This is a genomic window from Pseudomonas guangdongensis (genome assembly GCF_900105885.1).
In the GTDB taxonomy this organism is placed as follows: Bacteria; Pseudomonadota; Gammaproteobacteria; order Pseudomonadales; family Pseudomonadaceae; genus Geopseudomonas; species Geopseudomonas guangdongensis.
Genome location: NZ_LT629780.1, coordinates 1,830,691 through 1,855,638, shown reverse-complemented (window position 1 = coordinate 1,855,638; position 24,948 = coordinate 1,830,691). Strand labels below are relative to the sequence as shown.

Sequence of the window (24,948 nt, the reverse complement as noted above, 5' to 3'; positions counted from 1 at the left end):
TCGAGTCGTGTCGAAGAACAATAACGCTGACCAGACCACAGTGGAGCACCTATGAAACAGGCTAACCGCAAGCTCTCCCGGCTGTTCGCAGCCCTCGCCCTGGCCGGCGCCGCCGGTCACGCGCTGGCCGCCGACACCATCCGGATCGCTCTCGCCGGCCCGGTGACCGGCGCCGTCGCACAGTACGGCGAAATGCAGTTCATCGGAGCGCAGATGGCCATCGAGCGCATCAACCAGGCCGGCGGGGTCAACGGCCAGAAACTCGAAGCGGTGGTCTACGACGACGCCTGCGATCCCAAGCAGGCGGTCGCGGTGGCCAACCGCATCGTCAACGACGGCATCTCCTTCGTCGTCGGCCACCTCTGCTCCAGCTCCACCCAGCCGGCCTCGGACATCTACGAGGACGAGGGCATCCTGATGATCACGGCCGCCTCCACCAGCCCGGAGATCACCGCGCGCGGCTACCGGATGATCTTCCGCACCATCGGCTTGGACAGCCTGCAGGGCCCGACCGCCGGGCGCTTCATCGTCGAGACGCTCAAGCCGGCCAAGGTCGCGGTGATCCACGACAAGCAGCAGTACGGCGAGGGCATCGCCACGGCGGTGAAGAGCGCCGTCGAGAAGGCCGGCATCCCGGTCGCGCTGTTCGAGGGCATCAACGCCGGCGACAAGGACTTCTCCGCGCTGATCGCCAAGCTCAAGCGCGAGGGGGTCGACTTCGTCTACTACGGCGGCTACCACCCGGAGCTGGGCCTTTTGCTGCGCCAGAGCGCGGAAAAGGGCCTGAAGGTGCGCTTCATGGGCCCGGAAGGCGTCGGCAACTCGGAAATCTCCGCCATCGCCGGGGCCGCCGCCGAAGGCCTGCTGGTCACCCTGCCGCGCGCCTTCGACCAGGACCCGAAGAACCAGGCACTGGTCGAGGCCTTCAAGGCCAAGAAGCAGGATCCCTCCGGTCCCTTCGTGTTCCCCGCCTATGCCGCCGTGCAGGTGATCGCCGAGGCCATCGACAAGACCGGCGGCACCGACACCGAGGAAGTGGCTACCGCGCTGCGCAGCATGCGCTTCGACACCCCGACCGGCACCCTCGCCTTCGACGACAAGGGCGATCTCAAGGACTTCAGCTTCGTCGTCTACGAGTGGCATGCAGACGGTAGCAAGAGCGAAGCGAAGTAACGGGCAGCCCGCGCTGCGGCTCGGGAAGGCCGGCCGCCGCCACAGGCGGCCGGCACCTGCCGCGCGCCCCGACGCAGGAGACGCCCCATGCCCGACCTCTATCACTACCTGCAGCAACTGCTGAACGGCCTCACGGTGGGCAGCACCTACGCGCTGATCGCCATCGGCTACACCATGGTCTACGGCATCATCGGCATGATCAACTTCGCCCACGGCGAGGTGTACATGATCGGCTCCTATGTGGCCTTCATCGTCCTCGTCGGCCTGTCGCTGCTGGGCCTGGACAGCCTGCCGCTGCTGATGATCGCCGCCTTCGCCGCCAGCATCGTGGTCACCAGCGCCTACGGCTACAGCATCGAGCGAGTCGCCTACCGCCCGTTGCGCGGCGGCAACCGGCTGATCCCGCTGATTTCCGCCATCGGCATGTCGATCTTCCTGCAGAACCAGGTGCTGCTCGCCCAGGACTCCAAGGACAAGGCGATCCCCAGCCTGTTGCCGGGCAACCTCGTATTCGGCGACGCCGCCGGCTACGGGGTGTCGATCGCCTACATGCAGCTGCTGATCTTCGCCGTCACCCTGGCCGCCATGCTCGGCCTGACCCTGTTCATTTCCCGCTCGCGTCTGGGCCGCGCCTGCCGCGCCTGCGCCGAAGACCTGAAGATGACCAACCTGCTGGGCATCGACAGCAACCGCATCATCGCCCTGACCTTCGTCATCGGCGCCGCGCTGGCTGCAGTGGCGGCGGTGCTGCTGGGCATGCAGTACGGGGTGATCAACCCGCACATCGGTTTCCTCGCCGGGATCAAGGCGTTCACCGCCGCGGTGCTCGGCGGCATCGGCAGCATCCCCGGCGCCATGCTCGGCGGCCTGCTGCTCGGCGTCGCCGAGGCATTCGGCGCCGACTTCTTCGGCGACCAGTACAAGGACGTGGTGGCCTTCGCCCTGCTGGTGCTGGTGCTGCTGCTGCGCCCGACCGGCATCCTCGGCCGCCCGGAGGTGGAAAAGGTATGAGCCCGACGCCCGCCAGCAACCTCAGAACCGCCCTGTTCAGCGCCCTGCTGGTGCTCGCCGTGGCCTGGCCGGTGCTCGGCCTCAAGCTGACCACCGTAGGCATCCGCGTCGAGGTGCATGGCGCAGGCCCCGCGACCCTGTGGAGCATCGCCGCCTGCGCGCTGGCGATGTTCTTCTGGCAGCTGTTTCGCCAGCGCATCGTCGCCGCCTGCTCCGGCGTGCCGCGCCTGCCCGGCCTGCCGCAGGGCGCCGGGCAGTTCCTCGCCCGGCCCACAACCCAGCTCTGGGCGGTGCTGGCCCTGGTGCTGGTCGGCCTGGTCTGGCCGTTCTACGCCTCGCGCGGCGCGGTGGACATCGCCACCCTGATTCTGATCTACGTGATGCTCGGCCTGGGCCTGAACATCGTGGTCGGCCTGGCCGGCCTGCTCGACCTGGGCTACGTCGGCTTCTACGCGGTGGGTGCCTACAGCTACGCGCTGCTCTCGCACTACTACGGGCTGGGCTTCTGGACCTGCCTGCCGATCGCCGGGGCGATGGCCGCGCTGTTCGGCTTCCTGCTCGGCTTCCCGGTGCTGCGCCTGCGCGGCGACTATCTGGCCATCGTCACCCTCGGCTTCGGCGAGATCATCCGCCTGCTGCTGCGCAACCTGACTTCGCTGACCGGCGGCCCCAACGGCATCAGCGGCATCGACAAGCCGACCCTGCTCGGCCTCAGCTTCGACCGCCGCGCACCCGAGGGCCTGCAGACCTTCCACCAGTTCTTCGGCATACCCTACGACTCCAGCCACAAGGTGATCTTCCTCTACCTGATCGCCCTGCTGCTGGCACTGCTCACCCTGTTCGTGATCAACCGCCTGCTGCGCATGCCCATCGGCCGCGCCTGGGAAGCGCTGCGCGAGGACGAGATCGCCTGCCGCGCGCTGGGCCTCAACCCGACGCTGATCAAGCTGTCGGCCTTCACCCTCGGCGCCGGCTTCGCCGGTTTCGCCGGCAGCTTCTTCGCCGCCCGCCAGGGCCTGGTCAGCCCCGAGTCGTTCACCTTCATCGAGTCGGCGATCATCCTCGCCATCGTGGTGCTCGGCGGCATGGGCTCGCAGCTCGGGGTGATCCTCGCCGCCGTGGTGATGATCCTGCTGCCGGAACTGATGCGCGAGTTCAGCGAGTACCGCATGCTGCTGTTCGGTGCGCTGATGGTGCTGATGATGATCTGGCGCCCGCAGGGCCTGCTGCCGATGCAGCGCCCGCACCTGGAGGTGCGCCGATGAACGCGCTGCTGGAGGTGCGCGACCTGTCCATGCGCTTCGGCGGCCTGCTGGCGGTCGACGGCGTGTCCCTCGACGTGCCGGAACGCCAGGTGGTGTCGATGATCGGCCCCAACGGCGCCGGCAAGACCACGGTGTTCAACTGCCTGACCGGCTTCTACCGGCCCAGCGGCGGCAGCATCCGCCTGCGCGGCACGCCGATCCATGGCCTGCCCGGCCATCGCATCGCCCGCCTCGGCGTGGTGCGCACCTTCCAGAACGTGCGCCTGTTCCGCGAGATGACCGCCGTGGAGAACCTGCTGGTGGCACAGCACCGCCATCTCGACACCGGTTTCCTCGCCGGCCTGCTGAAGACCCCGGCATTCCGCCGCAGCGAGCGCCAGGCCCTGGACTGCGCCGCCGAGTGGCTGGAGCGGGTCGACCTGCTCGACGTGGCCAACCGCCCGGCCGGCACCCTCGCCTACGGCCAGCAGCGCCGCCTGGAAATCGCCCGCTGCATGGTGACCCGCCCGCAACTGCTGATGCTCGACGAACCGGCTGCCGGCCTCAACCCGCGCGAAACCGAAGACCTCAAGGCGCTGATCGGCCGCCTGCGCGACGAACAGGGCGTCACCGTGCTGCTGATCGAGCACGACATGAAACTGGTGATGAGCATTTCCGACCACATCTATGTGATCAACCAGGGCCAGCCCCTGGCCGACGGCAGCCCGGAACAGATCCGCGGCCACCCCGAGGTGATCAAGGCCTACCTGGGAGAAGCCTGAGCGATGCTCGAACTGCGCGATGTCTCCACCTTCTACGGCAAGATCCAGGCCCTGCACACGGTCAGCCTCGCCGTGCGCCAGGGCGAGATCGTCACCCTGATCGGCTGCAACGGCGCCGGCAAGTCGACCCTGCTGATGACCCTGTGCGGCTCGCCGCGCGCAGCCGGCGGCAGCATTCGCTATCTGGGCGAGGAGCTGGTCGGCCAGGAAACCTGCGCGATCATGCGCAAGGGCATCGCCATCGTTCCCGAAGGGCGACGGGTGTTCGCCCGCCTGAGCGTGGAGGAGAACCTGGCGATGGGCGGCTTCTTCACCGCCAGAGAGGACTACCAGGCCCAACTGGAGCGGGTCCTCGAACTGTTCCCGCGCCTGAAGGAGCGCTTCGCCCAGCGCGCCGGCACCATGTCCGGCGGCGAGCAGCAGATGCTCGCCATCGGCCGCGCGCTGATGAGCCGGCCGCGCCTGCTGCTGCTCGACGAACCGTCGCTGGGCCTGGCACCAATCGTCATCCAGCAGATCTTCGCCATCATCGAACAACTGCGGGCCGATGGCGTGACCATCTTCCTGGTCGAGCAGAACGCTAACCAGGCGCTGCGCCTGGCCGACCGCGGCTATGTGCTGGAAAACGGGCGGATCGTGCTGCAGGACAGCGGCGCGGCACTGCTGGCCAATCCGCAGGTGCGCAAGGCCTATCTGGGCGGCTGACGAGCGCTGCGCGGGGCGCTTCCCGGGCCCTGGCGCAGCCGTATCGGCGAGTGCCTGCCAAGGCAGCGCCCGAACACCACATGACCCGCCGCTCTACGGCAAATCGCAGGCACAAAAAAGGGCGACCGCAGTCGCCCTTTTTCTCAATCAAGCAGAACTTAGTTCTGGTTGCTCATCTGAGCCTTGATCAGGTCGCCGATGGTGGTCGGGCCAGCGCTGACGTCCTGCTTACGCAGTTCCTTCATCGCTTCCTTCTCGTCGTCGACGTCCTTCGACTTCACCGACAGACCGATGACGCGGGACTTGCGGTCGATGCTGATGATCTTGGCTTCGACTTCGTCGCCTTCCTTCAGCACGTTGCGCGCGTCTTCGATGCGGTCGCGGCTGATTTCGGAAGCCTTCAGCTGACCTTCGACTTCGGTGGCCAGGGTGATGATGGCACCCTTGGCGTCGACTTCCTTGACGATACCGCGGACGATGGCGCCTTTCTCGTTCAGGGCGGCGTAGTTGGAGAACGGATCGTCTTCCAGCTGCTTGATGCCCAGGGAGATGCGCTCGCGCTCCGGATCGACCGACAGGATCACGGTGTCCAGCTCGTCGCCCTTCTTGAAGCGACGCACGGCTTCTTCGCCAGCTTCGTTCCAGGAAATGTCCGACAGGTGAACCAGACCGTCGATGCCGCCGTCCAGACCGATGAAGATACCGAAATCGGTGATCGACTTGATGGTGCCGGAGATGCGGTCGCCCTTGTTGAACTGGCCGGAGAACTCTTCCCACGGGTTCGGCTTGCACTGCTTGATGCCGAGGGAGATACGACGACGCTCTTCGTCGATGTCCAGAACCATGACTTCCACTTCGTCGCCGACCTGAACGACCTTGGACGGGTGGATGTTCTTGTTGGTCCAGTCCATTTCGGACACGTGAACCAGACCCTCGACGCCCTCTTCCAGCTCGGCGAAGCAGCCGTAGTCGGTGAGGTTGGTGACGCGAGCCTGAACGCGGGTGCCTTCCGGGTAGCGCGCCTTGATGGCGACCCACGGATCTTCGCCCAGCTGCTTCAGACCCAGGGAGACGCGGTTGCGCTCGCGGTCGAACTTCAGCACCTTGACATCGATCTCGTCGCCGACGTTGACGATCTCGGACGGATGCTTGATGCGCTTCCAGGCCATGTCGGTGATGTGCAGCAGGCCATCGACGCCGCCCAGGTCGACGAACGCACCGTAGTCGGTGAGGTTCTTGACGATACCCTTGACCTGCTGGCCTTCCTGCAGGGATTCCAGCAGGGCTTCGCGCTCGGCGCTGTTCTCGGCTTCCAGCACGCTGCGACGGGAAACGACAACGTTGTTGCGCTTCTGGTCGAGCTTGATGACCTTGAACTCCAGCTCTTTGCCTTCCAGGTGGGTGGTGTCACGCACCGGACGCACGTCGACCAGCGAACCCGGCAGGAACGCACGGATGCCGCTGACGTCGACGGTGAAGCCGCCCTTGACCTTGCCGTTGATGACGCCCTTGACCACTTCTTCGGCAGCGAAAGCAGCTTCCAGAACGATCCAGCACTCGGCGCGCTTGGCCTTCTCGCGGGACAGCTTGGTCTCGCCGAAGCCGTCTTCCACGGCGTCCAGCGCAACGTGGACTTCGTCACCGACCTTGATGGTCAGCTCGCCCTGCTCGTTGTAGAACTGCTCGACCGGGATGACGCCCTCGGACTTGAGGCCGGCATGCACGGTGACCCAGTCACCGTCGATGTCGACCACGATGCCGGTGATGATGGCACCCGGCTGCATGTCGAGGGATTTCAGGCTTTCTTCAAAAAGTTCTGCAAAGCTTTCGCTCATGTTTATACCTGTTGATCAAGGGCATGGAAGTATGCCCGATCCGCACCACCAGTCTGTGCGGGTTCGTTGTCATAAGGAGGCGGGCGGAAGTTGGACTGGTTTTCCGTCGGCCTCTCTGGGTCATCCTGCCAGGCCGCGGGCTGCGACTTCGGCGAGGATACGCTCCAGTACCTGCTCGATGGAGAGTGCGGTGGAGTCCAGCAGGAGGGCGTCGTGCGCCGGCTTCAGCGGAGCCACAGCTCGTTGCGTGTCGCGCTCGTCACGCACACGTATCTCTTCTAGCAGACTTGACAGGGTAACACCGGGCACCCTGTCCTTCAACTGCAGGTAGCGCCGCCGGGCGCGTTCCTCGGCGCTGGCGGTGAGGAATACCTTCAGCGGCGCATCGCTGAACACCACCGTGCCCATGTCGCGGCCGTCGGCCACCAGACCGGGCGCCACGCGGAAATCGCGCTGGCGCTGCAGCAGCGCGCTGCGCACCGCCGGCAGGGCGGCGACCTGCGAGGCGCCGGCGCCGGCCTGCTCGGTGCGCAGCTCGTCGCCGACCTCCTCGCCCTCCAGCAGGATGCGCTGGCCGTGCAGCCCTTCGACCGCAGCGACGAACTGCACGTCGAGATTGGCGGCCAGGGTCTCCAGCGCCGCCTCGTTGTCCAGGGCGATGCCGTGACGGGTCGCGGCCAGCGCCAGCAGACGGTACAGCGCGCCGGAGTCGAGCAAGTGCCAGCCGAGCTGGCGGGCCAGCCGGCTGCAGACGGTGCCCTTGCCCGAGCCGCTCGGCCCGTCGATGGCGACGACCGGCGCCAGACCGATCATTGCTCGCCTTCCCGAGCCACGCGCACGCCGACCTGCGCGCACAGGGCGAGGAAGTTGGGGAACGAGGTGGCCACGTTGGCGCAGTCGTGGATGCGGATCGGCGCGCTGGCGCGCAGCGAGGCGATGCTGAAGGACATGGCGATGCGATGATCGCCATGGGCCCACACTTCGCCGCCGCCGATCGGGCCGCCGTCGATGACGATGCCGTCCGGCGTCGGCTCGGCCTTGACGCCGCAGGCCTGCAGACCGTCGGCCATCACCTGGATGCGGTCGGACTCCTTGACCCGCAGCTCCTCGGCGCCGCGCAGCACGGTGCGGCCCTCGGCACAGGCGGCGGCGACGAACAGCACCGGAAACTCGTCGATGGCCAGCGGCACCAGATCCTCGGGGATCTCGATGCCCTTGAGGCGGGCGCTGCGCACGCGGATATCGGCCACCGGCTCGCCGCCGACCTCGCGCTGGTTTTCGAGGGTGATATCGCCGCCCATCAGCTTGAGGATGTCGATCACCCCGGTACGGGTCGGGTTGATGCCGACGTGCTCCAGCACCAGCTCGGAGTTCTCGGCAATCGAGGCAGCGACCAGGAAGAAGGCTGCCGAGGAGATATCCGCCGGCACCTCGATGTGGGTGGCGGTCAGCTTGTGGCCGCTCTCCACCTGGGCGGTAGCGCCCTGCACCTCGACCGGGTAGCCGAAGCCGCGCAGCATGCGCTCGGTATGGTCGCGGGTCGGCGCCGGCTCGGTCACCGCAGTCGGGCCTTCGGCGTACAGACCAGCGAGCAGCAGGCAGGATTTCACCTGGGCGCTGGCCATCGGCATCTCGTAGTGCATGCCGGTCAGGCGCTGGCCGCCCTTGATGCTCAGCGGCGGACGGCCCTCGGGGCCGGTATCGATCACCGCCCCCATCTCGCGCAGCGGCTTGGCCACGCGGTTCATCGGCCGCTTGGACAGCGACGGATCGCCGGTCAGCACGGTGTCGAACGGCTGGGCGGCGAGCAGGCCGGAGAGCAGGCGCATCGAGGTGCCGGAGTTGCCCATGTACAGCGGGCCGGCCGGCGCCTTGAGGCCGTGCAGGCCGACGCCGTGCACGGTGACGCGGCCATGGTGCGGGCCCTCGATGACCACGCCCATGTCGCGGAACGCCTGGATGGTGGCCAGGGCGTCCTCGCCTTCGAGGAAGCCTTCCACCTCGGTGGTGCCCTCGGCCAGCGAGCCGAGCATGATCGAGCGATGGGAGATGGACTTGTCGCCCGGGACGCGAATCCGTCCGCTCAGGCTGCCGCCCGGTTGGGCCAGGAAGATCAGATCGTTGGAATGCATGGCGTCCACATAGGCCCGCTGGGCCAGGATTTTGCTGAAATGCTCACGGGCGACGCGGGCGCGGGTGAATACGCCCAGCAGATGATGCCCGTCCCCACGGTCGACCGCCTCGCGCAGCACGTCGAGGTCGCTGCGGAAACGGTCGAGAATGCGCAGCACCGCCTCGCGGTTGGCGAGGAAGATGTCGTGCCACATCAACGGATCGCTGCCGGCGATCCGGGTGAAATCGCGGAAACCGCCTGCCGCGTAGCGGAATATCTCCAGGTTCTCGCTCTGGTGCGCCAGCGAGTCGACCAGGCCGAAAGCCAGCAGGTGCGGCAGGTGACTGGTGGCGGCAAGCACCTCGTCGTGGTGCTCGACGCTCATGTGCTCGACGTCGGCGTCCAGCGCGCGCCACAGGCCATCGACCAGCGCCAGCGCGCCGGCGTCGGTCTCGGCCAGCGGGGTGAGGATGACCTTGTGGCGGCGGTACAGCTTGCCGTTGGCCGCCTCCACGCCGCTCTTCTCCGAACCGGCGATCGGATGGCCCGGCACGAAGCGGGCAAAGCGCTCGCCGAGCGCCCGGCGCGCGGCGCGCACCACGTTGCCTTTGGCGCTGCCGGCATCGGTGAGCACCGCAGCGCCCAGATCCAGGTCGGCCAGCTGGGCCAGGACCTTTTCCATGGCGAGGATCGGCACCGCCAGCATGATGACGTCGGCGCCGACACAGGCCGCGGCCAGCTCGCTCTCGCAGCGGTCGACCACACCGAGCTGCACCGCCAGGCGGCGCGACTCGGCGTCCAGGTCGACGCCGACCACCTCGCGGCACATGCCCCGCTCACGCAGCCCTTTGGCGAAGGAGCCGCCGATCAGGCCGAGCCCGACCACCACCAGGCGGCCGACAAGCGGCGCGGAGCGGTGCTCAGCCACGACCGAGCACCTCGGCGAGCGCCGCGAGGAAGCGGGCGTTCTCCGCCTCGGTGCCGATGGATACGCGCAGGAAGGTCGGCATGCCGTAGCCGGCCACCGGACGGACGATCACCCCGCGCTGCAGCAGGCCCTGGTTGATCGGCGCGGCATCGGTGCCGAAGTCGACCGCGAGGAAGTTGCCCTTGCTGGGAATCCACGCAAGATCCAGCGCGGCCAGGCCGGCCTCCAGCTGGGCCATGCCGGCGGCGTTGACCCGGCGCCCCTCGGCCAGATAGTCGGCATCGTCCAGCGCGGCGCAGGCGGCGACCAGGGCCAGGCTGTTGACGTTGAACGGCTGGCGCACACGATTGAGCACGTCGGCCACCTGCGGCGAGGACGCCGCGTAGCCGACACGCAGGCCGGCCAGGCCGTAGGCCTTGCACAGGGTGCGAGTGACGATCAGGTTCGGGTAGCGCGGCAGGTAGCTCAGGCCGTTGGGCAGCTCGCCGCCCTCGGCGAACTCGATGTAGGCCTCGTCGAGCACCACCAGCACGTTGGCCGGCACCCGCGACAGGAACGACTCCAGCGCATCCGGGCCGAACCAGGTGCCGGTCGGGTTGTTCGGGTTGGCGACGAACACCACGCGGGTGTTGGCGTCGATGGCCGCCAGCATGGCCTCCAGATCGTGACCGTGGTCCTTGGCCGGCACGGCGCGGCCCTCGGCGCCGGCGGCCTGGGTGGAGATCGGATAGACGGCGAAGGCGTACTGGCTGAACACCGCGTTCAGCCCCGGCGCCAGCCAGGCGCGGGCGATCAGGTCGAGCACGTCGTTGGAGCCGTTGCCCAGGGTGATCTGCTCGGCAGCCAGCCCGAAACGCTCGCTCAGCTTGGCCTTCAGGGCGTAGCCGCTGCCGTCGGGATAGCGGGTGATGTCCGCCAGCTCGGCGCGGATCGCCTCCAGCGCCTTCGGCGAGGGGCCCAGCGGGTTCTCGTTGCTGGCCAGCTTGACGATGCCGGCAGGGTCGAGGTTCAGCTCGCGGGCCAGCTCGTCGACTGGCTTGCCCGGCACATAGGGGGAGAGTTTCTGCACACCCGGCACGGCCAGGGCGAGGAAATCACAGCTCATCGGTTTGCCTCCGGCAAGGAGCGCCGGCCGCGGGGCGCAGGCGACCCGGGCCGGCGCAGACGCGTTTTACAGTACCGCCTTGGGATAGGAGCCGAGCACCTTCACGGCCACGGTGTCCTGGCTGATCGTCTCCAGCACGCCCTTGACCAGCGGATCGTGCTGGTGGCCGGCGAAGTCGATGAAGAACACGTAGGTCCACTTGCCGCTGCGCGAGGGGCGGGTCTCGATGCGGGTCAGGTCGACACCGTTGCGCTGGAACGGCGCCAACAGGTCGTGCAGCGCGCCCGGCTTGTTGTTGGTGGAGACGATGATCGAGGTCTTGTCGTCGCCGGTCGGCGGCACTTCCTGGTTGCCGATGATCAGGAACCGCGTGGAGTTGTCCGGGCGGTCCTCGATCTTCTCGGCCAGCTTGCTCAGGCCGTACAGCTGTGCGGCCATGTCGCCGGCGATCGCCGCGCTGTTCCACTCGCTCTTCACCCGCTTGGCGGCGTCGGCGTTGCTCGACACCGCGACGCGCTCGACGTTCGGGTAGTGGGCGTCCAGCCACTTGCGGCACTGGGCCAGCGACTGGGCGTGGGAGTAGATGCGCGAGATCTTGTCGGTCTTGGTGGTCTCGCCGACCAGCAGGTGGTGGTGGATGCGCAGCTCCACCTCGCCGCAGATCACCAGATCGTGTTCGAGGAAGCTGTCGAGGGTGTGGTTGACCGCGCCCTCGGTGGAGTTCTCCACCGGCACCACGCCGAAGTTGACCGCGCCGGCGGCCACCTCGCGGAACACCTCGTCGATCGCCGCCATCGGCAGGCTGATCACCGCGTGACCGAAGTGCTTGAGCGCGGCGGCCTGGGTGAAGGTGCCCTCCGGGCCGAGGTAGGCGACCTTGAGCGGCTGCTCCAGGGCCAGGCAGGAGGACATGATCTCGCGGAACAGCCGCGCCACTTCCTCGTTGTGCAGCGGGCCCTTGTTCAGCTCCATGATGTGCTTGAGCACCCAGGCCTCGCGCTCGGGGCGATAGAACACCGGCCTCTCGCCGGCCGGCAGGGAGGCCATCTTCACCCGCGCCACTTCCTCGGCGCAGCGCGCGCGCTCGCTGATCAGCTCGAGGATGCGCTCGTCGAGGCTGTCGATGCGCAGGCGCAGGGCCTGCAGCTGTTCCTTCTCGGACATCAGCCGTGCTCCTTCTCGAACTCGGCCATGTAGGCGACCAGCGCCTGTACCGCGTCCATGCCCACCGCGTTGTAGATCGAGGCGCGCATGCCGCCCACCGAGCGGTGGCCCTTGAGGTTGAGCAGGCCGCGCGCCTCGGCGCCGGCGAGGAAGGGCTTGTCGAGCTTCTCGTCGGCCAGGCGGAACGGCACGTTCATCCACGAACGGGCGTTCTTGGCGATCGGGTTGGTGTAGAAGTCGCTGGCATCGATGGCGCCGTACAGCAGCTCCATCTTGGCGCGGTTGCGGCGCTCCATTTCCTCGAGGCCGCCCTGCTCCTTGACCCACTCGAACACCAGGCCGGACAGGTACCAGGAGAAGGTCGCCGGGGTGTTGTACATCGAGCCGTTGTCGGCGGCGACCTTGTAGTCGAGCATGGTCGGGCAGATCGAGCGGGCGCGGCCGAGCAGGTCCTCGCGGACGATGGCCACCACCAGGCCGCTCGGACCGATGTTCTTCTGCGCGCCGGCGTAGATCATGCCGAACTGCGACACGTCGATGGGACGCGAGAGTATGTCCGAGGACATGTCGCAGACCAGCGGCACGTCTCCGCTCTGCGGCACCCAGTCGAACTGCAGGCCGCCGATGGTCTCGTTGCTGCAATAGTGCAGGTAGGCGGCGTTCGCGCTCAGCTGCCAGTCGTTCTGCCCGGGGATGGCGAAGTAGTCGTAGGCCTTGGCGCTGGCGGCGACGTTGACGGTGCCGAAGCGACGCGCTTCCTCGATGGCCTTCTTCGACCAGATGCCGGTCTCGACGTAGTCGGCCACGCCGTCCTCGGGCAGCAGGTTCAGCGGGATCTGGGCGAACTGCTGGCTGGCGCCGCCCTGCATGAACAGCACCTTGTAGTCTGACGGTACGTTCAGCAGGTCGCGCAGGTCCTGCTCGGCCTTCTCGGCGATGGCGACGTACTCGTCGCTGCGGTGGCTCATCTCCATCACCGACAGGCCACGGCCCTGCCAGTCGAGGAGTTCGGCCTGGGCCTTGCGCAGAACGGCTTCGGGCAGCGCGGCCGGGCCGGCGCAGAAATTATGGGCTCGCATGCTCACATCCACTCTCAGTTGTTGGGCGTTGGGCGCCGCGCGCCCCTCGCCGATATTGCTGCGACTGCGGGCGGCGACGGCCGCCCGCACCTGCTTACTCTTCGCCGACCACGGTGGCGTCAGCGCCGGCCGATGCGTCGATGGCGTCCGCGCCTTCGGACGCGACGCCCTCCAGCTCCTCGCCGTTGTCCGAGGGCTCCTGCACCCGCTCCAGACCGACCAGGGTCTCGCCCTCGGCCAGCTTGATCAGGGTCACGCCCTGGGTGTTGCGGCCGAGCAGCGATACCTCGTCGACACGGGTACGCACCAGGGTGCCCTGGTCGGAGATCAGCATGATCTCCTCGCCTTCCTGCACCTGGATGGCGCCGATCAGCGCGCCGTTGCGCTCGTTGCCGACCATGGCGATCACCCCCTGGCCGCCGCGCCCGCGACGCGGGAACTTGCTCAGCGGGGTGCGCTTGCCGTAGCCGCGCTCGGAGGCGGTGAGGATCTGCGCGCCCGACTCGGGGATCAGCATGGAAATCAGCTGCTGGCCGCCGCCCAGCTTCATGCCGCGCACGCCGCGGGCGTTGCGGCCCATGGTGCGCACCACGCTCTCAGCGAAGCGGATCACCTTGCCGGCGCTGGAGAACAGCATGACTTCCTTGGCGCCGTCGGTGATCGCCGCGGCGATCAGGGTGTCGCCCTCGACCAGGTCAAGGGCAATCAGGCCGGCCTTGCGCGGGCGGCTGAACTGCACCAGCGGCACCTTCTTCACGGTACCGAAGGCGGTGGCCATGAAGATGTAGGCGCCGGTCGGCTCGGCGACCAGCTCGGCGGTATCGCCCTCGCCTTCCTCGGCCGGCTCGGCGGCTTCGACCAGCTCGCCCTCGATCACCGGGGTCTCGCTGTCCAGGTCGTCCTCGCTGCCGGACTGCTGCAGGGCTTCGAGGTCGATCTGCAGCATCGCGGTGATGCGCTCGCCCTCGTCCAGCGGCAGCAGGTTGACCAGCGGGCGGCCGCGCGCGGTGCGCGAGGCCTCGGGAATCTCGAAGGTGCGAAGCCAGTAGACCTTGCCCTTGCTGGAGAACAGCAGCAGGGTGGCGTGGCTGTTGGCCACCAGCAGGTGCTCGACGTAGTCCTCGTCCTTCACCCCGGTGGCCGACTTGCCGCGTCCGCCGCGACGCTGCGCCTGGTAGGCGGCCAGCGGCTGAGACTTGGCGTAGCCGCCGTGGGAGATGGTCACCACGCGCTCTTCCTCGGGGATCAGGTCGGCGACGGTGAGGTCTTCCTGGGTGGCGCGGATCTCGGTGCGGCGGGCATCGCCGAACTCGGCGCGAACCTTGGCCAGCTCCTCGCGGATCACTTCCAGCAACCGCTCGGGGCTGGTGAGGATGCGGATCAGCTCGCCGATCTGGACCAGGATTTCCTGGTACTCGGCCAGCAGCTTGTCCTGCTCCAGGCCGGTCAGGCGGTGCAGGCGCAGTTCGAGGATCGCCTGGGCCTGCTCGGGGGACAGGTAGTACTTGCCGTCGCGCAGGCCGTACTGCGGATCGAGGTCGTCGGGACGGCAGGCATCGGCGCCGGCGCGCTCGACCATCGCCTGCACGGCGCTGGACGCCCAGCCGGTGGCGATCAGCCGCTCGCGGGCCTCGGCCGGGGTCGGCGAACTCTTGATCAGCTCGATCACCGGGTCGATGTTGGACAGCGCCACCGCCTGGCCTTCGAGGATGTGGCCGCGCTCGCGGGCCTTGCGCAACTCGAACACAGTACGCCGGGTCACCACCTCGCGGCGGTGGCGGACGAACACCTCGAGCATGTCCTTGAGGTTCAGCGTGCGCGGCTGGCCGTCGACCAGCGCCACCACGTTGATGCCGAATACGCTCTGCATCTGGGTCTGGGCGTAGAGGTTGTTGAGCACCACCTCGGCCACTTCGCCGCGGCGCAGCTCGATGACCACGCGCATGCCGTCCTTGTCCGACTCGTCGCGCAGCTCGCTGATGCCTTCGAGCTTCTTCTCCTTGACCAGCTCGGCGATCTTCTCGATCAGCCGCGCCTTGTTGAGCTGGTAGGGCAGCTCGGTGATCACCAGCTGCTGGCGGCCACCGACCTTGTCGATGTCCTCGATCTCGACGCGGGCTCGCACATAGATGCGCCCGCGGCCGGTGCGGTAGGCCTCGATGATCCCGGCGCGGCCGTTGATGATCCCCGCGGTGGGGAAGTCGGGGCCGGGGATGTACTGCATCAGGTCGTCGACCGACAGCTCGGGGTTGTCGATCAGCGCCAGGCAGCCGTCGATCACCTCGGAGAGGTTGTGCGGCGGGATGTTGGTGGCCATGCCCACGGCGATGCCGCTGGAGCCGTTGACCAGCAGGTTGGGGATCTTGGTCGGCATCACCGCCGGAATCTGCTCGGTGCCGTCGTAGTTGGGCACCCAGTCGACGGTTTCCTTCTCCAGGTCGGCGAGCAGCTCGTGGGCCAGCTTGGACATGCGCACTTCGGTGTAACGCATGGCCGCGGCGTTGTCGCCGTCCACCGAACCGAAGTTGCCCTGGCCGTCCACCAGCATGTAGCGCAGGGAGAAGTCCTGGGCCATGCGCACGATGGTGTCGTACACCGCGGTGTCGCCGTGCGGGTGGTACTTACCGATCACGTCGCCGACCACACGGGCGGATTTCTTGTACGGCTTGTTCCAGTCGTTGCCCAGCTCGCTCATGGCGAACAGCACGCGCCGGTGCACCGGCTTCAGACCGTCGCGCGCATCCGGCAGGGCGCGCCCGACGATCACGCTCATCGCATAGTCGAGGTAGGACTGCTTCAGCTCGTCTTCGATATTGACCGGGAGGATTTCTTTGGCCAGTTCGCCCATGAGAAGCCTGGTTCCTTTGTTCTAGGCAGGTGCCAGCAGGCTGGCATCGCGCGCAATCTGGAAGGCCCTTGCGAGCCTTTGAAAAAGAGGCAGGAGCTTACCACAGGCGCCCCCCGCCGCGGCAGCACGGCGCAGCGCGCCGGGCCGCGCACGCCCGTCAGTGCAGGCGCTTGCGGCACATCAGCTGGGCCATCTTCTCGGCGTCCGGGCGCTCGACCACGCCCTTCTCGGTGACGATGGCGTCGATCAGGTCGGCCGGGGTGACGTCGAACACCGGATTCACCGCATCGACCTCGGCGGCCACGCGCTTGCCGCCGACCTCCAGCAGCTCGCGACCGTCGCGCTCCTCGATCGGGATGTCGTCGCCGCTGGCCAGGCTCATGTCGATGGTCGAACTGGGCGCCACCACCATGAAGCGCACGCCGTGGTGCATGGCGTTGACCGCCAGCTGGTAGGTGCCGATCTTGTTGGCCACGTCGCCGTTGGCGGTGATGCGGTCGGCGCCGACGATCACCCAGCTGATCCCCTCGGTCTTCATCAGGTGCGCGGCGGCGGCGTCGGCGTTGAGGCTCGCCGGAATGCCCTCGTTGACCAGCTCCCAGGCGGTCAGCCGGGCGCCCTGCAGCCAGGGACGGGTTTCGTCGGCGAACACCCGCTCGACCAGTCCGGCGACGTGGGCGGCGCGGATCACCCCCAGCGCGGTGCCGAAGCCGCCGGTGGCCAGCGCGCCGGTGTTGCAGTGGGTCAAGAGCTTCTGCGCCTTGGCGTCGTGACGGCGGATCAGCTCGACGCCGAGCTGGGCCATGGTCAGGTTGGCCTCGCGATCGCTGTCGTGGATGCCGACGGCCTCGGCCTCCAGGGCGGCCAGCACCTCCTCCTCGTCGGCCAGGCGTTCGAGGCGCTCGCGCATGCGGTCCAGCGCCCAGAACAGGTTGACCGCGGTCGGGCGCGACTCGGCCAGCACGCGGAAGTCCGCCTCCAGCGCCGCGCGCCAGTCGCCGCCGGCGGCCAGCCGCGCGCGGGCGCCGAGCACCACCCCGTAGGCGGCGGCGATGCCGATCGCCGGGGCGCCGCGCACCACCATCTGGCGGATCGCCTCGGCGACCCCGGCGGCGCTGTCGTAGCGGTGCCAGGTTTCCTCGAACGGCAGCACGCGCTGGTCGAGCAGATGCAGGGCGCCGTCACGCCAGTCGATAGCCTTGACCTTCTCCGCTGCCAGCAGTTGCTCGCGCATGGGAAAACACCTCGAACGATTCAGGAAAAGCCGCGCAGTATAGCGCCTCGCCACCCTGCGCGAGCGCTTCAAGACGGGCGTTGCAGCCGCTACACTCGCAGCCTCACCTGACGCCGCACCGGAAGCCCGCTCATGCCCAGCACCACCGCCCCCCTGGATCTGCTCCTGCTCCCCGAATGGATAGTTCCGGTGGAGCCGGCCGGCGTGGTGCTGCGCGAACACGCGCTGGGCATCCGCGACGGGCGCATCGTGCTGATCGCTCCCCGCGCGCAGGCGCTGGCCCTGCCCGCCGCCGAGCGCCGCGAGCTGCCCGGCACGCTGCTCGCCCCGGGCCTGGTCAACGCCCACGGCCACGCGGCGATGAGCCTGTTCCGCGGCCTGGCCGACGACCTGCCGCTGATGACCTGGCTGCAGGAACACATCTGGCCGGCCGAGGCCAAGTGGGTCGGCGAGGACTTCGTCCGCGACGGCACCGAGCTGGCCATCGCCGAACAGCTCAAGGGCGGCATCACCGCCTTCTCCGACATGTACTTCTTCCCCGAGGTGGCCAGCGAGGTGGTGCATCGCACCGGCGTGCGCGCGCAGATCACCATTCCGGTGCTCAACTTCCCGGTGCCCGGCGCCCACGACACCGACGAGGCGCTGCGCCGCGGCCTGGAGCTGTTCGCCGACCTGCGCCACCACCCGCGGATCAAGATGGCCTTCGGCCCCCACGCGCCCTACACGGTCAGCGACGACCGCCTGGAGCGGGTGCGGGTGCTCGCCGAACAGCTCGACGCCGGCATCCACATGCACGTCCACGAAACCGCCTTCGAGGTGCAGCAGGCCCTGGAGCAGAGCGGCGAGCGGCCGCTGGCCCGTCTGGCGCGCCTCGGCCTGCTCGGCCCGCGCTTCCAGGCGGTGCACATGACCCAGATCGACGACGCCGACCTGAGCCTGCTGGTGCAGCACAACGCCAGCGTGATCCACTGCCCCGAGTCCAACCTCAAGCTGGCCAGCGGCTTCTGCCCGGTCGAGCGCCTGTGGCAGGCCGGGGTCAACGTCGCCGTCGGCACCGACGGCGCGGCGAGCAACAACGACCTCGACCTGCTCGGCGAGACCCGCACCGCGGCGCTGCTGGCCAAGGCGGTGGCGGGCTCGGCGACCGCGCTGGACGCCCACCGCGCGCTGCGCATGGCCACCCTCAACGGCGCCCGCGCCCTGGGCATCGACGAGGACTGCGGCTCGCTGCAGCTGGGCAAGAGCGCCGACCTGGTGGCCTTCGACCTCTCCGGTCTGGCCCAGCAGCCGGTCTACGACCCGGTCTCGCAGCTGATCTATGCCTGCGGCCGCGACTGCGTGCGCCACGTCTGGGTCGGCGGCAAAGCGCTGCTCGAAGACGGCCGCCTGAGCCGCCTCGACGAGGACGAACTGCGCGCCAAAGCGCGCGCCTGGGGCCAGCGCATCGTCGGCGCCTGAAAGCACGCCACCTGCAGCCTGCGCAAGGCGGGCGACTCGCCCAGCGATTGCCCATCTTGCGCTCCAGCCCCCGCCCATCGGCAGAAGATCGCTGCGCGGGCCTTCTTCCCCACGGCTTCGGCCGGCGCCCACCCCCAAGCCCGGCGAAAACTGGCAAGATAGGCGCCTGACGCCTTCAGCCTTGCCAACGGAATCCGCACCATGAGCAACGTCGATCACGCCGAAATCGCCAAGTTCGAGGCCCTCGCCCATCGCTGGTGGGACCGCGACAGCGAGTTCAAGCCGCTGCACGAGATCAACCCGCTGCGGGTCAACTGGATCGACGAGCGCGCCAGCCTCGCCGGCAAGCGCGTGCTCGACGTCGGTTGCGGTGGCGGCATCCTCAGCGAATCCATGGCCCTGCGCGGCGCCCGCGTCACCGCCATCGACATGGGCGAGGCGCCGCTGGCCGTGGCGCGCCTGCACCAGCTCGAATCCGGGGTGGAGGTGGACTACCGGCAGATCACCGCCGAGGCACTGGCCGAGGAGCTGCCCGGCCAGTTCGACGTGGTCACCTGCCTGGAGATGCTCGAACACGTTCCCGACCCGGCCTCGGTGATCCAGGCCTGCCAGCGCCTGGTCAAGCCGGGCGGCCAGGTGTTCTTCTCGACCATCAACCGCAATCCCAAGGCCTACCTGCTGGCGATCATCGGCGCCGAATACGTGCTGAAGATGCTGCCGCGCGGCACCCACGACTTCAAGAAGTTCATCCGCCCCTCCGAGCTGGGCGCCTGGTGCCGGCACAGCGGCCTGACGGTCAAGGACATCGTCGGCCTGACCTACAACCCGCTGACCAAGACCTACAAGCTGGGCAGCGACGTGGACGTCAACTACATGATCCACACCCTGCGCGAGGAATGAGTCCGATGCGTCTTCGCGCAATCCTGTTCGACATGGACGGCACGCTGGTCGACAGCGCGCCGGACTTCATCGCCGTCTGCCAGGCCATGCGCGCCGCGCGCGACCTGCCGCCGCTGGCGCCGCAGCAGATCCGCGCCCAGGTGTCCGGCGGGGCGCGGGCGATGGTCTGCAGCAGCTTCGACATCGCCGCCGAGCACCCCGACTTCCCCGCCCTGCGCGACGAGTTCCTCGCCCGCTACCAAGCCCACTGCGCGGTGCTGACACGGCCGTTCGAGGGCATTCCCGAACTGCTCGACGCCATCGAGCACGCGCGCCTGCGCTGGGGCGTGGCCACCAACAAGCCGCTGTGCTACGCCGAGCCGATCATGCAGCGCCTGGCGCTGGCCGAGCGCGCCGCGGTGCTGGTCTGCCCCGAGCACGTGGCGCGCAGCAAACCCGACCCGGAGATGATCCTGCTGGCCTGCGAGCGCCTCGAACTCGACCCGCGCCAGGTCATCTACATCGGCGACGACGCCCGCGACATCGAGGCCGGACGCGCCGCCGGCACCCGCACGGTGGCGGTGCGCTACGGCTACATCCACCCCGACGACAATCCCGCCCACTGGGGCGCGGACCGGGTGGTCGAGCACCCGTGCGAACTGCGCGAGCTGCTCGACCGCGCGCTGTGCGGCTGCTGAGCCGCCGGTCCCGTTGCGACTTCCGGCGCATGGCGGACCCCGAGCCCCTGCGCCACACTCGACCGTCAATCCCGGGTGGGCCGGCATAGCGCAACCCACCCCGGCCGCGCCGGCGGCAGCGCACGCCGGCCCCGGTCACGCGCTTTCCGATTCAACGAGGCTTTTCCCATGTTCCAATACTCCGCCCGCCCCGACCTGCTCAAGGACCGGGTGATCCTGGTCACCGGCGCCGGTCGCGGCATCGGTGCCGCCGCCGCGCGCAGCTTCGCCGCCCATGGCGCCACGGTGATCCTGCTGGGCAAGAACATCGAGCACCTGGAAGAGGTGTACGACCAGATCGAGCAGGCCGGCGGCCCGCAGCCGGCGATCTTCCCGTTCAACCTGGAAACCGCCCAGCCGCACCAGTACGACGAGCTGGCGGCGACCATCGAGCGCGAGTTCGGCCGCCTCGACGGCCTGCTGCACAACGCGGCGATCCTCGGCCCGCGCACGCCGATCGAGCAGTTCTCCGGCGACAATTTCATGCGCGTCATGCAGGTCAACGTCAACGCGGTATTCATGCTCACCAGCGTGCTGCTGCCGCTGCTCAAGCTGTCCAGCGACGCCTCGGTGGTGTTCACCTCCAGCAGCGTCGGGCGCAAGGGCCGCGCCTACTGGGGCGCCTACGCGGTGTCCAAGTTCGCCAACGAGGGGCTGATGCAGGTGCTCGCCGACGAGATCGACGGCACCTGCGCGGTGCGCGCCAACAGCGTCAACCCCGGCGCCACCCGCACCGGCATGCGCGCCCAGGCCTACCCCGGCGAGAACCCGCTGCAGAATCCGGCGCCCGAGGACATCCTGCCGGTCTACCTGTACCTGATGGGCCCGGACAGCGCCGGCATCAACGGCCAGGCCTTCGACGCGCAGTAACCCCCAGCGCGCTTCCCGCGTCCGCGCCCTGCCGCGCGGCGCGGGAAGCCCCACGCGGCAGCCGGCAGGGCGGCGCCCGCCATCCCCGGCCGGGCGCCGGATCGCCGCACAGCCCCATGGCAGAGCGCCAGCCGCCGACCGATACCTTGGTCGCAAGGGCCTGACCGCCGCGCCGTTTTGATGCGAAACTTCGCCGCTTCTGTCACCCCGGAGTTTCCATGTCGCTGTCCAGCGGGCTGATCGCCGCGGTCGCCCTTCTCTACATGGCCGTGCTGTTCGCCATCGCCTTCTACGGCGACCGGCGCCAGGCCAGCGCACACACCCCGCGCCCCCGCCTGCGCGCCTGGGTATACAGCCTGTCGCTGGCGGTGTACTGCACCAGCTGGACCTTCTTCGGCGCGGTCGGCCAGGCCGCCGAGCAGTTCTGGGCGTTCATCCCCATCTACCTCGGCCCGGTGCTGCTGCTGCTGTTCATGCCGCAGCTGCTGGCCAAGATGATCCTGATCAGCAAGCAGGAGAACATCACCTCGATCGCCGACTTCATCGCCGCGCGCTACGGCAAGTCGCAGCCGCTGGCCATCGTGGTGACGCTGATCTGCCTGGTCGGCGTGCTGCCCTACATCGCCCTGCAGCTCAAGGGCATCGTCCTCGGCGTCAACCTGCTCACCGGGCTGGACGCCGGCACCACCGGGCCGAGCTCCCAGGACACCGCGCTGATCGTCTCGCTGGTGCTGGCGCTGTTCACCATCCTGTTCGGCACCCGCAACCTGGACGCCACCGAGCACCACCGCGGCATGGTGATGGCGGTGGCCTTCGAGTCGATCATCAAGCTGCTGGCCTTCCTCGCCGTCGGCGCCTACGTCACCTGGGGTCTGTTCGACGGCTTCGCCGACCTGCTCGCCCGCGCCCGCGCCGCCGAGGAGCTGAGCGGCTACTGGCAGCAACCGATGAACTGGCCGGCGCTGCTGGTGCAGACCGGCGTGGCGATGATGGCGATCATCTGCTTGCCGCGGCAGTTCCACGTCACCGTGGTGGAGAACATCGAGCCGCGCGACCTCAACCTGGCGCGCTGGGTGTTCCCCCTGTACCTGGTGCTGGCCGCGCTGTTCGTGCTGCCCATCGCCCTGGCCGGCCAGCTGCTACTGCCGGCCGGGGTGGTGCCCGACTCCTTCGTGATCAGCCTGCCGCTGGCCGAGGATCGCCCCAGCCTGGCGATGCTGGCCTTCATCGGCGGCGCCTCGGCGGCCACCGGCATGGTCATCGTCGCGGCGGTGGCGCTGTCGACGATGATCTCCAACGACATGCTGCTGCCCTGGCTGCTGCGCCGGCACAGCGCCGAGCGGCCGTTCGAGGTGTTCCGCCACTGGCTGCTGTCGGTGCGGCGGATCAGCATCGTGGTGCTGCTGCTGCTGGCCTACGTGCTGTACCGGATGATGGGGCCGAACATCAGCCTGGCCAGCATCGGCCTGATCGCCTTCGCCGCCATCACCCAGCTGGCGCCGGCGATGTTCGGCGCGCTGTACTGGAAGCAGGCCAACAGCCGCGGGGTGTTCGCCGGGCTGATCGTCGGCGCCCTGCTGTGGTTCTACGCCCTGCTGCTGCCGGTGATGGCCGCGGGCCTGGGCTGGTCGCTGGACGAGGTGCCCGGCCAGCAGTGGCTGGCCGGCAACCCCCTGGGCCTGCCGATGGATGCCCTGACCCAGGGCACCCTGATCTCGCTGTGCGGCAACTTCGTGGTGTTCGCGCTGGTTTCCTGGCTGTCGCGTACCCGGGTGTCCGAACACTGGCAGGCCAGCCGCTTCGTCGGCCAGGAGGCCTCGGTGCGCCCCAGCCCGCGCATGCTGCTGGCGGTACAGGTACAGGACCTACTGATGCTCTCGGCACGCTTCGTCGGCGAGGAGCGCGCGCGGCAGAGCTTCATCCGCTTCGCCTATCGCCAGGGCAAGGGCTTCAGCCCCAACCAGACCGCCAGCGGCGAGTGGATCGCCCACACCGAGCGGCTGCTGGCCGGGGTGCTCGGCGCCTCCTCGGCGCGCGCGGTGGTCAAGGCGGCCATCGAGGGCCGCGAGATGCAGGTCGAGGATGTGGTGCGCATCGTCGACGAGGCCTCGGAAGTCCTGCAGTTCAACCGCGCGCTGCTGCAGGGCGCCATCGAGAACATCACCCAGGGGATCAGCGTGGTCGACCAGTCGCTGCGCCTAGTGGCCTGGAACCGCCGCTACCTGGAAATCTTCGAGTACCCGGACGGGCTGATCCACGTCGGCCGGCCGATCGCCGACATCATCCGCCACAACGCCGAGCGCGGCCTGCTCGGCCCCGGCGACGTCGACCTGCATGTGGCCAAGCGCCTGTACTGGATGCGCCAGGGCACCGCGCACACCTCCGAGCGCACCCTGCCCAACGGCCGGGTCATCGAGCTGATCGGCAACCCGATGCCCGGCGGCGGCTTCGTCATGTCGTTCAGCGACATCACCGCCTATCGCCAGGCCGAGAACGCCCTCAAGGAAGCCAACGAGAGCCTGGAGCAGCGGGTCGCCGAGCGCACCCAGGAGCTGTCCGCGCTCAACGAGCAGCTGTCCGAGGCCAAGGCCCGCGCCGAGCTGGCCAACCAGTCGAAGTCGCGCTTCCTCGCCGCGGTCAGCCACGACCTGATGCAGCCGCTCAACGCCGCGCGGCTGTTCTCCGCCGCCCTCGCCCACCAGGAGGCGCTGCCCGGCGAGGTGCAGGACCTGGTACGCCACCTGGACTCCTCGCTACGCTCGGCCGAAGACCTGATCAGCGACCTGCTGGACATCTCGCGCCTGGAAGGCGGGCGCTTCACCCCCGAGCGCAGCACCTTCTCGCTGGACAGCCTGTACGAGGCGCTCGGCGTGGAGTTCCGCGCCCTCGCCCAGGAGCAGGGCATCGACCTGCGCATCCGCGCCAGCGGCCTGCGCATCGACAGCGACCCCAAGCTGCTGCGCCGGGTGCTGCAGAACTTCCTGACCAACGCCTTCCGCTACGCCAAGGGCCGTGTACTGCTCGGCGCGCGCCGCGAAGGGCGCTTCCTGCGCCTGGAGGTGTGGGACCGCGGGCCGGGCATCCCGGCCGACAAGCTCAAGGTGATCTTCGAGGAATTCAAGCGTCTGGACAGCCACCAGACCCGCGCCGAGAAGGGCTTGGGTCTGGGCCTGGCGATCGCCGACGGCCTGTGCCGGGTGCTCGGCCACCGCATCGAGGTGCGCTCCTGGGTCGGCAAGGGCAGCGTGTTCAGCGTGCGCGTGCCGCTGGCCCGCGGGCGCGCCCCGCAGCCCGCGCCGCGCAGCCAGGAAACTGCCGGCCAGCCGATGAACGGCGCACAGGTCTGGTGCATCGACAACGAGGACAGCATCCTGGTCGGCATGCGCAGCCTGCTGACCCGCTGGGGCTGCCAGGTGGAAACCGCGCGCTCGCGGGAGGACTGCGCGCGCCTGCTCGACGCCGGCAGCCAGCCCGAGCTGGTGCTGGTGGACTTCCACCTCGACGGCGGGGAAACCGGCGTGGCGCTGATGGGCTGGCTGCGGGCGCGACTGGCGCGGCCGCTGCCCGGCGTGGTGATCAGCGCCGACGCCCGCCCCGAGCTGGTCGCCGAGGTGCATGCCGGCGGCCTCGACTACCTGAGCAAGCCGGTCAAGCCGGCGGCGCTGCGCGCCCTGCTCAGCCGCCATCTGAACCTGCGCTGAGGCCCGCCGCCGCGCCCAGGCGGCGCGCAGCGGCGGCGGCCTCGGGCGCAACGAGCGCCCGCCGGCGGCGCCGATTGCATAG

General features: G+C 68.7%; 18 protein-coding genes. 10 read left to right on the top strand and 8 right to left on the bottom strand.

The genetic code is table 11. The features are described from left to right. The first annotated feature begins 51 nt into the window (after positions 1-51). From BLU22_RS08815 to BLU22_RS08795, 5 genes are all read left to right on the top strand, one after another. Positions 52-1,173, top strand: coding sequence for a branched-chain amino acid ABC transporter substrate-binding protein (locus BLU22_RS08815; protein ID WP_090213715.1), 1,122 nt, complete (start codon positions 52-54; stop codon positions 1,171-1,173). 87 nt (positions 1,174-1,260) lie between these two features. Next, complete coding sequence (livH, locus tag BLU22_RS08810; protein ID WP_090213713.1) at positions 1,261-2,184, top strand: high-affinity branched-chain amino acid ABC transporter permease LivH; 924 nt, start codon at positions 1,261-1,263, stop codon at positions 2,182-2,184. Then, positions 2,181-3,449: a high-affinity branched-chain amino acid ABC transporter permease LivM gene (locus BLU22_RS08805; RefSeq protein ID WP_090213712.1), complete on the top strand. Its 1,269-nt coding sequence runs from the start codon at positions 2,181-2,183 to the stop codon at positions 3,447-3,449. The genes livH and BLU22_RS08805 overlap by 4 nt, the downstream gene beginning before the upstream one ends. Next, on the top strand, positions 3,446-4,210 hold the full coding sequence (livG, locus tag BLU22_RS08800; protein ID WP_090213710.1) for a high-affinity branched-chain amino acid ABC transporter ATP-binding protein LivG: 765 nt from the start codon (positions 3,446-3,448) through the stop codon (positions 4,208-4,210). The genes BLU22_RS08805 and livG overlap by 4 nt, the downstream gene beginning before the upstream one ends. Positions 4,211-4,213: 3 nt before the next feature. After that, the gene (locus BLU22_RS08795) at positions 4,214-4,915 is read left to right on the top strand and encodes an ABC transporter ATP-binding protein (protein WP_090213709.1); all 702 of its coding nucleotides are present in this window, start codon (positions 4,214-4,216) and stop codon (positions 4,913-4,915) included. A gap of 158 nt (positions 4,916-5,073) precedes the next feature. On the opposite strand, the gene rpsA is transcribed toward BLU22_RS08795, so the two are convergent. From rpsA to mtnA, 8 genes are all read right to left on the bottom strand, one after another. Beyond that, positions 5,074-6,750, bottom strand: coding sequence for a 30S ribosomal protein S1 (gene rpsA, locus BLU22_RS08790; protein WP_090213708.1), 1,677 nt, complete (start codon positions 6,748-6,750; stop codon positions 5,074-5,076). 120 nt (positions 6,751-6,870) lie between these two features. After that, positions 6,871-7,563 (bottom strand): (d)CMP kinase, encoded by a 693-nt coding sequence (cmk, locus tag BLU22_RS08785; protein ID WP_090213706.1) that lies wholly within the window; start codon positions 7,561-7,563, stop codon positions 6,871-6,873. Beyond that, a complete protein-coding gene (locus BLU22_RS08780; protein WP_090213705.1) occupies positions 7,560-9,791 on the bottom strand; it encodes a bifunctional prephenate dehydrogenase/3-phosphoshikimate 1-carboxyvinyltransferase in 2,232 nt (743 codons plus the stop codon). Before BLU22_RS08780 ends, cmk begins: the two co-directional genes overlap by 4 nt. Next, on the bottom strand, positions 9,784-10,896 hold the full coding sequence (gene hisC / locus BLU22_RS08775; protein WP_090213703.1) for a histidinol-phosphate transaminase: 1,113 nt from the start codon (positions 10,894-10,896) through the stop codon (positions 9,784-9,786). Before hisC ends, BLU22_RS08780 begins: the two co-directional genes overlap by 8 nt. 66 nt (positions 10,897-10,962) lie before the next feature. Beyond that, a complete protein-coding gene (gene pheA, locus BLU22_RS08770; RefSeq protein ID WP_090213702.1) occupies positions 10,963-12,060 on the bottom strand; it encodes a prephenate dehydratase in 1,098 nt (365 codons plus the stop codon). Further along, the gene (gene serC / locus BLU22_RS08765; RefSeq protein ID WP_090216349.1) at positions 12,060-13,145 is read right to left on the bottom strand and encodes a 3-phosphoserine/phosphohydroxythreonine transaminase; all 1,086 of its coding nucleotides are present in this window, start codon (positions 13,143-13,145) and stop codon (positions 12,060-12,062) included. The genes pheA and serC overlap by 1 nt, the downstream gene beginning before the upstream one ends. A gap of 88 nt (positions 13,146-13,233) precedes the next feature. Next, positions 13,234-15,987 carry a DNA gyrase subunit A gene (gene gyrA / locus BLU22_RS08760; RefSeq protein ID WP_090213701.1) on the bottom strand — a complete coding sequence of 918 codons (2,754 nt, stop codon included), beginning with the start codon at positions 15,985-15,987 and terminating at the stop codon, positions 13,234-13,236. Positions 15,988-16,144: 157 nt separating this feature from the next. Next, the gene (mtnA, locus tag BLU22_RS08755; protein ID WP_090213699.1) at positions 16,145-17,221 is read right to left on the bottom strand and encodes an S-methyl-5-thioribose-1-phosphate isomerase; all 1,077 of its coding nucleotides are present in this window, start codon (positions 17,219-17,221) and stop codon (positions 16,145-16,147) included. A 132-nt stretch (positions 17,222-17,353) separates the two neighbouring features. Between mtnA and BLU22_RS08750 the strand changes: the two genes are divergently transcribed. The 5 genes from BLU22_RS08750 to BLU22_RS08730 all read left to right on the top strand — a co-directional run bounded on the left by BLU22_RS08750 (position 17,354) and on the right by BLU22_RS08730 (position 24,866). Beyond that, entirely contained in the window at positions 17,354-18,679 is a 1,326-nt protein-coding gene (locus tag BLU22_RS08750) for a TRZ/ATZ family hydrolase (protein WP_090213698.1), read from the top strand. Between the two features lie 201 nt (positions 18,680-18,880). Further along, positions 18,881-19,579 carry a bifunctional 2-polyprenyl-6-hydroxyphenol methylase/3-demethylubiquinol 3-O-methyltransferase UbiG gene (gene ubiG, locus BLU22_RS08745; RefSeq protein WP_090213696.1) on the top strand — a complete coding sequence of 233 codons (699 nt, stop codon included), beginning with the start codon at positions 18,881-18,883 and terminating at the stop codon, positions 19,577-19,579. A gap of 5 nt (positions 19,580-19,584) precedes the next feature. Further along, positions 19,585-20,256, top strand: coding sequence for an N-acetylmuramic acid 6-phosphate phosphatase MupP (gene mupP / locus BLU22_RS08740; RefSeq protein WP_090213694.1), 672 nt, complete (start codon positions 19,585-19,587; stop codon positions 20,254-20,256). A 168-nt stretch (positions 20,257-20,424) separates the two neighbouring features. Beyond that, complete coding sequence (locus BLU22_RS08735) at positions 20,425-21,165, top strand: YciK family oxidoreductase (protein ID WP_090213692.1); 741 nt, start codon at positions 20,425-20,427, stop codon at positions 21,163-21,165. 218 nt (positions 21,166-21,383) lie between these two features. Next, positions 21,384-24,866 (top strand): hybrid sensor histidine kinase/response regulator, encoded by a 3,483-nt coding sequence (locus tag BLU22_RS08730; protein ID WP_090213691.1) that lies wholly within the window; start codon positions 21,384-21,386, stop codon positions 24,864-24,866. The last annotated feature ends 82 nt before the right edge of the window (positions 24,867-24,948 follow it).

Bases quoted from the DNA above. Each gene is read 5' to 3' on its own strand.
- BLU22_RS08815 (WP_090213715.1), top strand. From the start codon at position 52: ATGAAACAGGCTAACCGCAAGCTCTCCCGGCTGTTCGCAGCCCTCGCC.
- livH (WP_090213713.1), top strand. From the start codon at position 1,261: ATGCCCGACCTCTATCACTACCTGCAGCAACTGCTGAACGGCCTCACG.
- BLU22_RS08805 (WP_090213712.1), top strand. From the start codon at position 2,181: ATGAGCCCGACGCCCGCCAGCAACCTCAGAACCGCCCTGTTCAGCGCC.
- livG (WP_090213710.1), top strand. From the start codon at position 3,446: ATGAACGCGCTGCTGGAGGTGCGCGACCTGTCCATGCGCTTCGGCGGC.
- BLU22_RS08795 (WP_090213709.1), top strand. From the start codon at position 4,214: ATGCTCGAACTGCGCGATGTCTCCACCTTCTACGGCAAGATCCAGGCC.
- rpsA (WP_090213708.1), bottom strand. From the start codon at position 6,750: ATGAGCGAAAGCTTTGCAGAACTTTTTGAAGAAAGCCTGAAATCCCTC.
- cmk (WP_090213706.1), bottom strand. From the start codon at position 7,563: ATGATCGGTCTGGCGCCGGTCGTCGCCATCGACGGGCCGAGCGGCTCG.
- hisC (WP_090213703.1), bottom strand. From the start codon at position 10,896: ATGAGCTGTGATTTCCTCGCCCTGGCCGTGCCGGGTGTGCAGAAACTC.
- pheA (WP_090213702.1), bottom strand. From the start codon at position 12,060: ATGTCCGAGAAGGAACAGCTGCAGGCCCTGCGCCTGCGCATCGACAGC.
- gyrA (WP_090213701.1), bottom strand. From the start codon at position 15,987: ATGGGCGAACTGGCCAAAGAAATCCTCCCGGTCAATATCGAAGACGAG.
- mtnA (WP_090213699.1), bottom strand. From the start codon at position 17,221: ATGCGCGAGCAACTGCTGGCAGCGGAGAAGGTCAAGGCTATCGACTGG.
- BLU22_RS08750 (WP_090213698.1), top strand. From the start codon at position 17,354: ATGCCCAGCACCACCGCCCCCCTGGATCTGCTCCTGCTCCCCGAATGG.
- ubiG (WP_090213696.1), top strand. From the start codon at position 18,881: ATGAGCAACGTCGATCACGCCGAAATCGCCAAGTTCGAGGCCCTCGCC.
- mupP (WP_090213694.1), top strand. From the start codon at position 19,585: ATGCGTCTTCGCGCAATCCTGTTCGACATGGACGGCACGCTGGTCGAC.
- BLU22_RS08735 (WP_090213692.1), top strand. From the start codon at position 20,425: ATGTTCCAATACTCCGCCCGCCCCGACCTGCTCAAGGACCGGGTGATC.
- BLU22_RS08730 (WP_090213691.1), top strand. From the start codon at position 21,384: ATGTCGCTGTCCAGCGGGCTGATCGCCGCGGTCGCCCTTCTCTACATG.